Raw genomic sequence first — 13,453 nt, 5'->3', positions numbered from 1 at the left:
TATGATACAGTACGACGAAACATTATATTTCTATTTGCTCATTATCATTCCGGTGATAGTGGTGTTGTATCTATTGGTATTGGTATGGAAAAAGAGAACCCAAAAGAAGTTTGCTAATACCGATCTTCTAAAAAGGTTAACTCCAAACCGTTCATATAACAAAGCAGGTATAAAATTGATTGTTTTCATCCTGGCATTGGCGTTATTAATTATTGGCTTGGTTAACCCTAAAATAGGGACAAAATTAGAAACCGTAAAGAGAGAGGGAGTTGATATCGTTTTTGCAGTAGATGTTAGTAAAAGTATGCTAGCGGAAGATATTGCACCAAACAGATTGGAAAAAGCTAAAAGATTGGTTTCTGAAATTATAAATCAATTAGCAAGTGACCGTATTGGTATCATCGCTTATGCCGGGCAAGCATACCCTCAATTACCGATTACCACAGATTATGGCGCAGCAAAAATGTTCTTGCAAGGCATGAATACAGATATGCTAACGTCACAAGGTACAGCCATTGATCAAGCAATAGAATTGGCTACTACCTTTTATGATGATGCTGAACAGACTAATCGTGTTTTGTTCATAATTTCTGATGGTGAAGACCATTCTGAAGGCTCAACTTTAGATGCTGTAGAGGATGCTGTTGATGAAGGAATTATAATTTACACTATTGGTGTTGGTAAAGAAAAAGGGGCTCCAATACCAATTAAGAGGAACGGAATTTTAGAAAGCTTAAAAAAGGATAGTCAAGGCGAAACTGTTATTACCAAATTAAACGAAAGTGTTTTGGTTGATATCGCTAATGAGGGAGAAGGGCAATATATAGATGGTTCTAATACAGATGTAGCAGTAGAATTTATTAAGGAGGAGTTGTTAAAAATGGACAAGAAGGAATTTGAAGCCAAACAATTCGCAGAATATAAAGATCAGTTTCAATGGTTTATCGGTGGGGCATTGTTGCTTCTTTTTTTAGATATATTTATCTTGGACCGGAAGACGAGCTGGTTAAAAAAACTCAATTTGTTCAATGAGAAAAGAAATGAATAAAATTAGCGCAATTTTACTTTTGGTTTTTGCTTGCTTATCATCTTTTGCTCAAGAAGTTGACGAGAAGGAAAAAGAAAAGGCATTAAAATCATCTACAAACCTTACGTGGGATGCTAACAAGGCATTATCAGAAGATAATTTTGTTGCAGCAGAAGTAGATTATAGAAAAGCAATTGCTAAAAGTGGAGAAAATAGTGCAGCTCCCTATAATTTAGGAAACGCCTATTACGAAAACGAAACGTACAACGAAGCTTTTGGAAGATTTAAAGAAGCTGGCGAAGCATCTACTTCAAAAGCTGATAAACACAAAGCCTATCATAATATGGGTAATGTTTTCATGAAACGTAAAGACTATGCTAAAGCTGTTGAAGCTTATAAGGAAGCTTTGCGTAATGATCCTACAGATGAAGAAACTCGCTACAACTTGGCTTTGGCGAAAGAACTCCTTAAAAAAGACCAAGACGAGAACAAACAGGATCAAGACGATAAGGATAAGGACAAAGATCAAGACGAGGATAAAGGTCAAGACAAAAAGGACGAAGGAGAAAACGAGGATAAAAAAGATCAGGGAGACGAAGGTGACAAGGGTGATGAAGGCGATAAAGATGAAGAGAAGAAAGACGACAATAAAGAAGGCGAAGGAGATAATAAGTCTGATCAAAAGAAAAAGCCAGAACAAGGCGAAGGTGATAACGAGCAAGAGCAACAACAACCTAGACCAAATCAACTTTCTAAGCAACAAGTTGAAAATCTATTGAGAGCCATGCAAAATGCAGAAAAAAAGGTTCAAGATAAAATAGATGCAAAAAAAGTAAAAGGTGCTAAAATTAAAAACGAAAAGGATTGGTAGACTTTAAGTCCATAACAAAACTTGGGTTACTTATAACCATTTTTCTATCATCAATATTGATGATAGGACAAGATAGTGATACCGTAACTTTTGAAATGAAATTGAGCAAACCAAAGCTTGGTTTAAACGAAAGATTACGCGTAGATTTTATCATGAACCGTGATGGTGATAATTTTAACCCTCCGGATTTTACCGGATTTAAAGTAGTTATGGGACCATCACAATCCATTAGTTCTTCTTGGATAAATGGTGTTAGAAGTTATTCCAAATCTTATTCTTATACACTAGCTCCTACTTCAAGAGGTAAATTCACTATTAAGCAAGCTTCTATTGTTATTGGTGGAGAAACTTATAAATCCTTAGCTAAGGAAGTTGAAGTTACCGCTGCTGTAGATAAACCTAGCGATCAGATGACCGCTGATGATGTAGCAGATGAAAATCTACATTTAGTTGCTGAAATTTCAAAAACGAATCCGTATTTGAATGAAGCCATAACTGTAATTTATAAGCTATACGTTAGCCCTAACATAAGTGTATCAAACTATCAACCGCTAGATAATCCAACGTACAATAATTTCTGGAGTCAAGACATTAAAGTAAATGCCCTTAGTGCACAAAATGGCACTTACAAAGGCAAACCTTATCGTTATGTAATATTAAAACGCGTTGTTCTTTATCCGCAGAAATCAGGCAAACTAGATATTGAACCTCTTTCTCTTGATGTTACCGTAGACGTACCTTCTAGCAGACGAAATTTCTTTGGTCAAAGAATGTATGACCAAACTAACAAAACCGTATCTGCAGGTAAAAGAATAATTAATGTAAAGCCTTTGCCTTTAGAAAACCAGCCTGCTGATTTTAACGGTGCTGTAGGTGATTTTGATTTTGCAGTAATAACAAGCAAAACAAGCTTAAATGCTTCAGAATCTTTACAAGCAACAGTAGAGGTAAGTGGAAAAGGAAATCTTAAATTATTTAAGCTTCCTGAATTGGAATTACCAAGTGCGTTAGAGGTTTACGAGCCTGAATTCACAGAAGGTGTAAGAACAACTTTAGCAGGTATGCAGGGCAAGGTGAGCAACCAATATACCATTGTGCCTTCATTTAGAGGTAAATATCCTATTTCACCTTTAAATTTTAGTTATTTCAATCCGTCTACCGGGAAATACACCACCTTAACATCAGACGAAATTGTTATAAATGTTTTAGAAGGTCCACTAAGTGCATCTGCTAATGCCGCACAAAATTCAAATAATCAAAAACAGTCTATAATTACCAGTGGAGATCAATTTAATTTTATAAAATTGAATCCTGACTTAACAAGCAAATCTGTATCATACTTTTTTGGATCCACTTCATTCTATATTTGGCTGTTGTGTCCACTACTATTAATTCCTTTAGCTATAGTTTTTAGAAAAAGAAGAGACTCCTTAGCCGGTGATGTTGTAGGTAATAAAATTAGAAAGGCGAACAAACTAGCCCGTAAGTATCTATCCGCCGCTAAAAAAGAACTTGGGAACAAGGAATCTTTTTACGTTGCCTTGGAGCGAGCGCTACATAACTATTTGAAAGCAAAATTAAAGATTGAAACTTCTGAATTCAGTAAAGATAAAATTACGGAACTGCTTACAGAAAAACAGATAGACGATGCTACCGTAAATAGTTTCATCGACCTTCTTAAAAATTGTGAATCTGCCAGATACAGCCCTTTTTCTAACGTACAAATGCAGGCAGATTACGATAAGGCAAGTGAAGTAATCTCTAAAATGGATAAACAATTATAGGTATGTTCAAAAAGCTAACTACACTTATTATCCTCTTTACAGCGGTTCTCTGTGCTGCTCAGAACAATCAATTATTTGAGCAAGCAACTGAAGCATACAATGCCGGTGAATATGAAAAAGCTATAAGTTATTACGAGAATATTTTAACGAACGAAAAGCATTCGGCCGCAGTGTATTATAACCTCGGAAATTCTTACTATAAGCTTAATAATATTGCCGAGAGTATTTATTATTACGAAAAAGCGTTGTTGTTATCCCCAAATGACAAGGAGATAAAAACGAATTTAAGTTATGCCCAAAATATGACCATAGATGCAATAGATACTATGCCAGAAACGGGTTTGTCTAGATTATATAAAAATATAACCGGTAAATTAACTTTTGACCAATGGGCTTATACAGCTATAGGGTTTATGCTCCTTTTTGTACTATTTTATATCCTATTTTACTATTCTAATTTTTCCACTAGAAAAAGGTTTACGTTTATTGGTAGTATAGTTGCCCTATTTCTTTGCATTATCTCAATTCTTTTTGCCTACATACAACGAAATGATTTTGACCAATACCAACCTGCAATTATATTTGCAGAGGAAAGCGTTATTAAATCTGAACCAAACGATACTAGCGCTCAAGTATTTTTAATCCATGCCGGAACAAAAGTGAATGTTCTAGATCAATTAGATTCATGGAAAAAAATTAAATTAGCAGACGGAAAGACTGGTTGGATTCAAAAAGAAGAACTAAAAATGTTGAAGGATTTTTAGAAATTTGTTAACAGTTTTTAAACCTTTGCAAACTATCTTTACCGCTCGATTTTAGTATATGAAATTTTTTGCACGCATTATTCTTTTGTTATTATGGCTTTTTGCAGTTACTGCACCAAGCATAGTAACTTTATGCGATGTTGAGAACCCAATCGTAATTACCAATCTTAATGAGGAAGAGCAAGAGACTGGTAAAAAATCTATGGGCGAAGAAAAGTTTGTTAAAGAAAGTTTATTAGATTTTTCAATAGCAGCCATTTTTGAAAATTCTATAATCAGCAACTTCAGCATGATAGGCTATATAGATCTGTCATTAGAAGTTCCATCTCCTCCTCCCGACTACATTAGTTAATTTCTTCATTTTTATTTTATATCAATTAACTAATCTGTTCCAAAATAACTTTGGGACATAAACTTTTTATACATGTTTAAACATATTAAGAGCGATATTCCTGCGAGTATCGTTGTATTCTTTGTAGCCCTACCATTATGTCTTGGTATAGCATTAGCTAGTGGCGCACCTTTATTTTCAGGATTAATTGCTGGTATTGTTGGTGGTATTTTTGTTGGCGCACTTAGTGGTTCCAAAATTGGAGTAAGTGGTCCTGCAGCTGGTTTAGCCGCAATTGTATTAACCGCAATAGGTGCTTTAGGTGGTTATGAAAATTTCTTGGTAGCCGTTGTATTAGGTGGTATTATTCAAATTATTTTCGGAATTTTAAAAGCAGGTGTCATAGGATATTATTTTCCTTCTTCTGTAATTAAAGGTATGCTTACCGGTATTGGTATCATCATAATTCTTAAGCAAATACCTCATTTCTTCGGTTATGATCCTGATCCAGAAGGCGATTGGGCTTTCTTTCAAGTTGATGGGGAAAATACCTTTTCAGAAATTTTCAACACCATAAATAATATTAGTCCTGGTGCAACTCTTGTTGCCGTTATAGGTATGGCCATTCTTTTATTATGGGATAAAGTTCTTTCTAAAAAAGGAAAAATATTTCAGCTTGTACAAGGTCCTTTAGTAGCTGTTGCAGTTGGTATCATATTCTTTATTGTTACACAAAACAGTGAAGTATTGGCTATTTCATCTGAGCATTTGGTAAGTGTACCTGTTCCTAAAGATGCAGCCTCTTTTATAGGTCAGTTTAGCTTTCCTAATTTTAGTGCCATAACAAATCCACAAGTTTGGGTAACAGCTTTTACTATTGCTTTAGTAGCTAGTTTAGAAACTTTACTTTGTGTTGAAGCAACAGATAAATTAGATCCTCATAAAAATGTAACGCCAACCAATAGAGAATTGCTTGCGCAAGGTGCTGGTAATATCGTATCTGGCTTAATAGGTGGTTTGCCAATTACACAAGTTATTGTTCGTAGTTCTGCTAACATACAATCTAATGGTAGAACTAAGCTTTCAGCAATAATTCATGGTTTTCTATTACTGATTTCTGTTATTTTAATTCCTACACTATTAAATATGATTCCGCTATCAGTTTTAGCAGCCATATTATTTATTGTAGGTTATAAATTAGCGAAGCCAGCGTTATTTATAAAAATGTACCAATTAGGTTGGAAACAATCCGTGCCTTTTTTCGTAACGGTATTCGGTATCGTTTTTACAGATTTATTAATCGGTATTAGTTTAGGTCTTGCCGTAGGTATTGTAGTAATTCTTTTAAAAAGCTACCAAAACTCGCATTTTCTGCATATTGAAGATAATAGTAACGGTAAGCATAAGATAAAAATGTCTTTGGCAGAAGAAGTAACCTTTTTCAATAAAGGTGCTATTCTTAAAGAACTAGACAATCTTCCAAGAGATACGTATTTAGAATTAGACATTTTAAAGACCAGGTATTTGGACTATGATATTGTTGAGATTTTAGAAGATTTCAGGCTTAAGGCATCAGAGAGAAACATAGATATTAAGTTAATTTCGAAGAGAGGTGTCGTTGAAAATCCGCCAAGTTTTATAGGATTCTTTGAGGAACGCCCAAAATCTAAATTGAGCTTAAGCTAACAGATTGGGATTATATTCAATCAACTAAAAAAAAACAAAAATGAGTAAAAAATATAAAATCGTTGTTTTCTCAGATTTGAAAAAATCTTTGGGAAACACACTTAAAAGTACGCTTAGCCTAGCTAAGATACTTAATGGAGAAATAGCCATTTTCCATGTTAAGAAAGCGACAGAAGTAGTTACTGAAGACAGCCATCTTTCAGCAATACGTTCTTTGAATAGTGAATATAGAGATATGGATAACGATATCAATTCTATCGTCTCAACATATTCCAAAGATTTTGGTGTACCATTAACCTATTCTTGTACTATTGGAAATCTTAAAAATGAAATAGCCAATTACATTGAAAAGGAAAAGCCAAATTTTATAGTATTAGGAAAAAGAAAATCTAAGGTATTTAACATCCTTGGAGACAATCTTATTCCGTTTGTACTTAAAAAGCATAATGGACCTGTTTTTTTGTCTGATGAAAATCAAGTTCTTAACATCGACAAAGATTTATCTTTAGGTGTATTGAGTGGTGACGAAGAGACACCTATAGCTTCACTGACAGAAAATTTACTTTTACATTCGCAAAAGCCTTTAAAATCATTTAGAATATTAAAGAATGCTGACACTTCAGATAAAACAAAAGTGTCAAAAGAAAGAAAGGAGATTGAATTTGTATTTGATAGTAACGATAATTCTATAAAGAATATATCAAACTATGTAGCTATCAATAATATTAATCTACTTTGCATCAATAGATCACAAAACAAGGGAGATTCTAAAAACAAATCTCTTTCTATGCCCACTAATATTAACGACATTATCAACAATCTTAATGTTCCTCTAATACTAATGGGCCAAACAAATTATACATTGTAAATAATTATAAAAAAATATGAAAGCACATACTAAAGAAACACAATCAACGATGACTCCTAAGAAATCATTAGATTTCTTAAAAGAAGGAAATCAAAGATTTCAGAATAACTTAAAAGCTAATCGTAACCTTTTAGAGCAAGTAAATGACACTAGCGAAGGTCAATTTCCTTTCGCTACTATATTAAGCTGTATAGATTCAAGAGTTTCTGCAGAACTAGTTTTTGACCAAGGACTTGGAGATATCTTTAGTGTTAGAATAGCTGGTAATTTTGTAAACGAAGACATACTTGGAAGTATGGAATTTGGTTGCAAATTAGCTGGCACCAATTTAATTGTTGTTTTAGGCCATACAAGTTGTGGTGCTATAAAAGGTGCTTGTGACCATGCTAGGTTAGGTAATTTAACTGCGCTTATCAAAAAAATAGAGCCAGCTGTAGATGCTGTTAAAGAACCGACCGATGAAAGCTTACGAAATTCAAAAAACTTAGATTTCGTAGATAGTGTTTCAGCAAAAAATGTTGAATTAACTATTGATAATATCAGAAAACAAAGTCCGGTATTAGCAGAAATGGAAGAAAATGGTGAAGTCATGATAGTGGGAGCTATGTATGATATCGCTACTGGTGCCGTTGATTTTTACAACTAGAATCAACTGTACATAACACAAATAGAGCCGATGTTAAACCATCGGCTCTATACTTAAGGGAAATCAATCAATTATTCGCAGCCAACGAAAATTTATTAATTAAACACGAGTAGAATCACTTCTATTTATTGTGACTCTATCTCATTAAAATTCATTATTTTAAATTATGAAGAATTTATTTTCAAATTTCAGAGGAGATTTATTTGGCGGTATTACAGCGGGTATTGTTGCTTTACCTTTAGCACTTGCGTTTGGGGTTAGCTCAGGTTTAGGGCCTAGTGCCGGACTTTATGGTGCTATTTTTATAAGTTTTTTTGCAGCACTTTTTGGCGGAACCAGTACACAAATATCTGGACCTACAGCACCAATGACTGCTGTGAGTATGGTGGTAATAGCCGGTATTGTTGCCATGAACGATGGTAGTCTTGAAAAAGCCCTACCTGCAATTTTAATAGTTTTTCTTTTAGCGGGATTAATGCAAATTGGCTTAGGCCTTTTGGGTATTGGAAAATACATTAGATATATTCCTTACCCGGTAGTATCTGGTTTTATGACAGCTATTGGTGTTATAATTCTAGTTACACAAATTTTACCGGCTATTGGCTATTACCCAAAGGAAGATGCTGAGTTTGTAAACCTATACAAACCCATGGCCGAAGAGATTATTCTAGATAATATCTTAAAAGAAGAAGCTGGTGAAGGTATATTGGTTTTAGAGGATTTTAAAGAGACTATCTCTCGTGCTGAAGGAATAACGGAAGCCGATATGATGAAAGAGGCTCAAACATTAGCTAAATCTGAAGCATCTGGGGTAATAGGTGCAATTAAAGTATTACCAAGAGCACTTAACAACATTAATTGGCTCGAATTAATTCTTGCACTTTCTACCATTGCCATCATTTATGGTTTCAAAAAAATAACCACTACAATTCCAAGTGCTTTGGTTGCACTAATTGTGGTGTCTGGTGTGGCTTATGGATTTGGCTTAGACTATAGACCAATAGAACAAATACCAAGCGGTTTTCCTATGCCTAACCTTGGCATATTTACCCAATTTCAATTAAGTTCCGTAACTCCATATGTATTTACCGCTCTTACGTTAGCATTACTTGGTGCCATAGATTCACTTTTAACTTCTGTAGTTGCAGATAACATGACCAAAACCAAACACAAGCCAAACAAAGAATTAGTTGGTCAAGGTATTGGTAACAGTATTGCTGCAATATTTGGTGGAATACCAGGCGCAGGAGCTACTATACGTACTGTTGTAAATATTAATGCAGGTGGTAAAACAAAATTATCTGGTATGGTTGCCGGTGTTCTACTACTGATTGTACTTCTAGCTCTTGGCCCTATTGCTTCTCAAATTCCTGCTGCGGTACTAGCCGGTATTTTAGTTACGGTAGGTATTGGTGTTATGGATTATAAAGGTTTAAAGGCAATTCCAAGTTTACCAAAAGATATGAGCTTAGGACCTATTAAATTTAGCTCTGAGGTAGTTATAATGCTTGTAGTTCTGGTACTTTCTTCTGTTTGGAACTTGGTTTACGCAGTTGGTGTAGGTCTAGTAATTGCTTCTTTAATGTTTATGAAGAAAATGGGCGATTTAACAGCAGAACGATCAGATGTAAAATCATTAGAAAAAGAAGTAAACTGGCCAGATGAAGCTGCGTTTCCTAAAAGTCTACAAGAAGAAGTTTTTATTAAGCATTTGAAAGGACCGTTATTTTTTGGATCTACTAGTGAGTTTCAACAAATGGCAGATCAAATACCTGAAACGGCATCTACCGTAATTATAAGAATGGGAAGAATGCAGTACATGGATCAATCTGGTCTATATACGCTTGAAGATGTTTTAATTAGCCTTAGGAAATCTGGGATTAACATACTTTTTGTTGAAGTATTAAAACAGCCTCGTTATATGATGGAACGTGTTGGGGTAATACCTCAATTAATACCAGAAGAACATATTTTTGATACATTCGATGAGTGTTTAGTATGGGTTAAATCTAACGTAAAAGACAAATTCGTTACTAGTTAAACCATCAAAACCAATAAAAACATATAATACCTCTTTTAAAAGTTTTAAATTTGGGGCTTTAATCAACATTCATGATTGATAAGATAAAGGAACAAATCTCTGAAGTAGCATCGTTCACAGCTGATAATTTAGAAGCCGTTGAAACGTTTAGAATTAAATATTTGGGTAAAAAGGGTATTCTTAATGACTTCTTTGCGGAGTTTAAGAATGTGCCTAATGACCTGAAAAAAGAGTTCGGGCAAACCATAAACGAACTTAAACAAGCTGCAACGGAAAAAGTAGAATCTTTAAAAGAGGTTTTAGAAAATAATAATACGGATGAACAGGTATATGGCGATTTAACCAGACCTGGAAATCCTATTGAATTAGGAGCGCGTCATCCGATTTCTATTGTTAAGAATAAAATCATTGACATTTTCTCTAGAATTGGCTTCAACGTTTCTGAAGGACCTGAAATTGAAGATGACTGGCATAACTTTACTGCTTTAAATCTTCCAGAATACCATCCTGCAAGAGATATGCAAGATACTTTCTTTGTTCAAACAGATCCAGATATCTTATTACGTACACACACCTCATCGGTACAAGTACGCTACATGGAAAACAACCAACCTCCCATAAGAACCATATCACCTGGTAGAGTTTATAGGAACGAGGCTATTTCCGCTAGATCTCACTGTTTCTTTCATCAAGTAGAAGGGCTTTATATTGACAAGGATGTTTCGTTTGCAGATTTAAAACAAACACTACAATATTTTACGACAGAACTTTTTGGGAAATCCAAAATTAGGCTTAGACCTTCTTATTTTCCTTTTACAGAACCAAGTGCAGAAGTAGATGTTTATTGGGGACTGGAAACTGAAACAGATTATAAAATGACCAAAGGTACCGGTTGGTTAGAGATTATGGGCTGCGGTATGGTAGACCCCAACGTGCTTAAGAACTGTGGTATAGACCCAGATATATATTCCGGATTTGCCTTTGGGATGGGTATTGACCGTATTGCACTTTTACTGCATCAAATTTCAGATATTCGTTTATTGAGCGAAAATGATTTACGTTTTCTAGAGCAATTTAGAAGTGCCCTTTAAAATCACTTTGTGAAAAAAGATATTGAAATACCTGTTGTCAAAGATGTTCATGTTGCCATTATTAGAGAATGGAACGAAGAATTTTTAGATAAAGACTGGAATGCCTATATCATAAATGATCGTAATACACCTATTGAATTGACCATGGTAGTATCTAAAGGTTATGATGGTGAACGCAAAACGTCAATAATGAGACACGCTATTGGTGATCTTGAATCTAACTCATTTAAGAAAATTGAAGTTGTTCAAGAGGACCTACTCGCTTTGGACAATGACTTTTTTGTGACCTTTTATGCAGATAACAAATTGTATGAGAAAAAGTTTGTATTCTCTAAAAATACGGTCACAGAAAATAACCTTATAACCATTCCTCTTATTGAAAAAGATGGCATTTTTGCATCTTAAATATCTCCTTCTCTTTTTTAAAATTACTTCAAGTTAGAACGTTTTATAGCATTTTATTTAGAATAAGTGTTTTCTTACCAGAGCCCAATACAGTTAAAAGTTATATTTATTCAACTAAATACCAACTACTTACTTTATAAATTTGCCTAACAAATAGCACATACAAACTTTAACATAATTTAAGTTCTTTTGGTTTGTTTGTAACCGAACTAATCATACCTTTGCCCCTTCAATTTGCGAATTATGGAAAAAGAAGAAAATAAACAAAGGTTAATAGAGGAGCTTGGAGTTCACTTTGAAGCCGAATATAATTTACCTCCATTAGCAGCAAGAATATTTGGAAATCTTGTAGTAACCGAAGAGGTTGGACTTACATTTGATGATTGTCTTACAAAAAGAGGAGCAAGTAAAAGCTCTATTTCAACATCACTCAATTTGTTGCTTCAGTTAGGTATGATTACCTATTTCACTAAATCTGGAGATAGAAGAAGGTATTTTAAAATATCGGATAAAAGCACCTTTTTCATTAAGAAACTTGAACAAGCACTTAAAAAAGCAGCAAAAGAATCTAAAATGATACAAACAGTTGCTGAATATGATCAAAAGTATAATCCCGAAAAGTATGCATCTAATAAGCCAAAAATAGAAGCTTATTTAGAATGTCTTAGTCAAAATGAAAAAACATACCAAGACACTATTGAAGCATTAAAAAAGCTACTCTAAAAAAATTTAATTTTTTGGTTCGTTTTAAACCGAACATTCGGAATTAACAAAACCTTAACAAGTACATACAACTATTTAATACATATAAACATCCATCTAAAATGAGAAAGTTATCAATTATAGGAATTTTAAGTGCGACTCTTCTTTTGAGTTCCTGCTTTGGGTCATCTGAAAATCCGGCACAAGGAGCAGCAGCACCTCCTCCACCAAGCTTAAAAGTTGCCCAATTAAATAAACAGGATTTAACCGTTTACAACGAATTTTCTACCACCCTTGAAGGAAAGCAAAATGTAGAAATTTGGCCTAAAGTTTCTGGCTTTGTACAAGAAGTATATGTTGAGGAAGGTCAGAAAATTAAAAAAGGGCAATTACTTTTTAAACTAGAGACACAAACTTTAAACCAAGATGCTAATGCAGCCAAAGCATCTGTTAACGTAGCTCAAGTAGAAGTTGACAAATTAAAGCCACTGGTTGAAAAAAACATCATCAGTAGTGTACAATTAGAAACCGCAAAAGCACAATTAGAGCAAGCAAAAGCTAGCTACCAAAGTGTAGCTTCTAATATTGGTTACTCACGTATCACTAGTCCGGTAGACGGTTATATTGGAGAAATTCCCTATAAAATTGGTGCTTTGGTAAGTTCTGCTATGAGTCAACCGTTAACTACGGTATCTGATGTTAGTGAAGTTCGTGCTTATTTTTCTATGAATGAAAAAGAGTTATTGAAGCTAAAAGAAGCTATGCCTAAAAATGACAAAAATGTTATGGACTTAGAAAAAGCTCCAAAGGTTTCGCTTATTATGATTAATGGTGAAGAATATGCTGAGCAAGGAAAAATTGCAATGATCAATACTATTATTAATAGTACAACTGGTAGTGTAACTGCAAGGGCAGATTTTGACAATAAAAGTAATTTACTAAGTAGCGGTAGTACTGGTAAAATAAAAATACCAACAGTTTATAATGGCGCTTATGAAATTCCACAAACAGCAACTATTGACCTTCAAGGTAAAAAATTAGTTTACGTGGTTAAAGATGATAATACAGTAACTACAATGCCATTAAATATCATCACTACTACGCAAAAAGGATTTATTGTTGAAAATGGAATTGATGAGGGAACAACTATCGTTTTAGAAGGGGTTTCTAAATTAAGGGACGGAATGACCATTAATTCGGTTAAGTAAGCATCCGCCAATAAACATAACATATAAAT

General features: G+C 34.1%; 13 protein-coding genes. All 13 read left to right on the top strand.

Translation table 11 applies throughout. The features are described from left to right. Position 1: 1 nt before the first annotated feature. The 13 genes from P178_RS0107875 (at position 2) to P178_RS0107815 (ending at position 13,424) form a co-directional block, all read left to right on the top strand. On the top strand, positions 2-1,048 hold the full coding sequence (locus tag P178_RS0107875; protein ID WP_027065707.1) for a VWA domain-containing protein: 1,047 nt from the start codon (positions 2-4) through the stop codon (positions 1,046-1,048). Continuing rightward, complete coding sequence (locus P178_RS0107870) at positions 1,041-1,898, top strand: tetratricopeptide repeat protein (RefSeq protein ID WP_027065706.1); 858 nt, start codon at positions 1,041-1,043, stop codon at positions 1,896-1,898. Before P178_RS0107875 ends, P178_RS0107870 begins: the two co-directional genes overlap by 8 nt. A 59-nt stretch (positions 1,899-1,957) precedes the next feature. Continuing rightward, a complete protein-coding gene (locus tag P178_RS0107865; RefSeq protein WP_051638206.1) occupies positions 1,958-3,682 on the top strand; it encodes a BatD family protein in 1,725 nt (574 codons plus the stop codon). Positions 3,683-3,684: 2 nt separating this feature from the next. Continuing rightward, positions 3,685-4,446, top strand: coding sequence for a tetratricopeptide repeat protein (locus tag P178_RS0107860; RefSeq protein ID WP_036145879.1), 762 nt, complete (start codon positions 3,685-3,687; stop codon positions 4,444-4,446). Between the two features lie 58 nt (positions 4,447-4,504). After that, complete coding sequence (locus P178_RS0107855; RefSeq protein ID WP_027065703.1) at positions 4,505-4,798, top strand: hypothetical protein; 294 nt, start codon at positions 4,505-4,507, stop codon at positions 4,796-4,798. Between the two features lie 72 nt (positions 4,799-4,870). Beyond that, positions 4,871-6,463: a SulP family inorganic anion transporter gene (locus tag P178_RS0107850; protein ID WP_027065702.1), complete on the top strand. Its 1,593-nt coding sequence runs from the start codon at positions 4,871-4,873 to the stop codon at positions 6,461-6,463. 40 nt (positions 6,464-6,503) lie between these two features. Continuing rightward, the gene (locus P178_RS0107845; RefSeq protein WP_027065701.1) at positions 6,504-7,331 is read left to right on the top strand and encodes a hypothetical protein; all 828 of its coding nucleotides are present in this window, start codon (positions 6,504-6,506) and stop codon (positions 7,329-7,331) included. Positions 7,332-7,347: 16 nt separating this feature from the next. Further along, positions 7,348-7,977: a carbonic anhydrase family protein gene (locus P178_RS0107840; RefSeq protein WP_027065700.1), complete on the top strand. Its 630-nt coding sequence runs from the start codon at positions 7,348-7,350 to the stop codon at positions 7,975-7,977. 166 nt (positions 7,978-8,143) lie between these two features. Beyond that, the gene (locus P178_RS0107835) at positions 8,144-10,018 is read left to right on the top strand and encodes a SulP family inorganic anion transporter (RefSeq protein ID WP_027065699.1); all 1,875 of its coding nucleotides are present in this window, start codon (positions 8,144-8,146) and stop codon (positions 10,016-10,018) included. A 71-nt stretch (positions 10,019-10,089) separates the two neighbouring features. Further along, positions 10,090-11,109 (top strand): phenylalanine--tRNA ligase subunit alpha, encoded by a 1,020-nt coding sequence (gene pheS / locus P178_RS0107830; protein WP_027065698.1) that lies wholly within the window; start codon positions 10,090-10,092, stop codon positions 11,107-11,109. A 9-nt stretch (positions 11,110-11,118) separates the two neighbouring features. After that, positions 11,119-11,514 (top strand): hypothetical protein, encoded by a 396-nt coding sequence (locus P178_RS0107825; RefSeq protein ID WP_027065697.1) that lies wholly within the window; start codon positions 11,119-11,121, stop codon positions 11,512-11,514. A 243-nt stretch (positions 11,515-11,757) separates the two neighbouring features. Then, entirely contained in the window at positions 11,758-12,237 is a 480-nt protein-coding gene (locus P178_RS0107820; protein ID WP_027065696.1) for a GbsR/MarR family transcriptional regulator, read from the top strand. Positions 12,238-12,338: 101 nt separating this feature from the next. Then, positions 12,339-13,424: an efflux RND transporter periplasmic adaptor subunit gene (locus P178_RS0107815; RefSeq protein WP_027065695.1), complete on the top strand. Its 1,086-nt coding sequence runs from the start codon at positions 12,339-12,341 to the stop codon at positions 13,422-13,424. Positions 13,425-13,453 lie beyond the last annotated feature (29 nt).

The sequence above is a fragment of the Maribacter sp. Hel_I_7 genome (genome assembly GCF_000688315.1).
In the GTDB taxonomy this organism is placed as follows: Bacteria; Bacteroidota; Bacteroidia; order Flavobacteriales; family Flavobacteriaceae; genus Maribacter; species Maribacter stanieri.
This window is presented reverse-complemented; position numbering and strand designations above follow the sequence as displayed.